Here is an 885-nt window from a genome sequence, read left to right on the forward strand (position 1 = left end):
TTAGGGTGTGTCTGAAAACTAATTAGTGCAAAAGATTTAAATTTTAGATATAATAATATCAAAAAAACTATGAGGTAAAAACTATGACACAAAAGCGTTACGAAATATCAGATGAACAATGGAATCAAATAAACAACTTATTTCCTGTTGCAAAAACAGGAAGACCACCAAAAGATAATAGACTCATGTTCAATGCCATACTATGGATTGCAAGAAGCGGTGCGGCATGGCGTGATTTACCTGAACGCTTTGGTTCATGGAAAACAGTATACAGTCGTTTTTGTAAGTGGCGTGATGATGGTACTTTATTAGCAATTTTTAAAGAGCTAAGCTCAGATGCAGATTATGAAAATTTAAGTATAGATTCAACATGTATTAAAGCCCACCAGCATAGTGCTGGGGCTAAAAAAGGGCTATAAATAGCGAAACAAAACAACATATCGGATTAAGCCATGGAGGACATACGACAAAAATTCATGCAGTTGTCGATGCCCTTGGTAATCCTGTACACTTCCAATTGTCATCTGGTAATTTACATGACAGCACACAGGCTGCAGATGTTCTTTCAAATTTAGAAATACAAGGCAGCAATATTTTAGCTGATAAAGCATATGGCACAAATGAATTTAGAGAATATATAATGTCACAAGGAGCGTCCTATACTATTCCACCCAAATCTAACGCAAAGAATCCTTGGCCTTGTGATTGGTGGATATATAAGGAGCGCCATCTAGTTGAATGCTTTTTCAATAAAGTGAAGCATTTTAGAAGAATTGCTACTCGATATGATAAACTTTCTTCTTCTTTTCTCGCATTTGTTTATATTGCTGCTATTTTTGTTTTATCTAAATAAGTTTTAGATATTTTGTTTTCAGACACGTCCTA

Annotated in this window: 1 pseudogene; it reads left to right on the forward strand. The window is 34.7% G+C overall.

What is annotated here, in order from left to right:
- The first annotated feature begins 83 nt into the window (after positions 1-83).
- Positions 84-853: pseudogene (locus AZI32_RS18195) on the forward strand (IS5 family transposase).
- Positions 854-885 lie beyond the last annotated feature (32 nt).

The organism is Clostridium sp. ATCC 25772, from assembly GCF_001573875.1.
Taxonomy (GTDB): Bacteria; Bacillota; Clostridia; order Clostridiales; family Clostridiaceae; genus Clostridium_J; species Clostridium_J senegalense.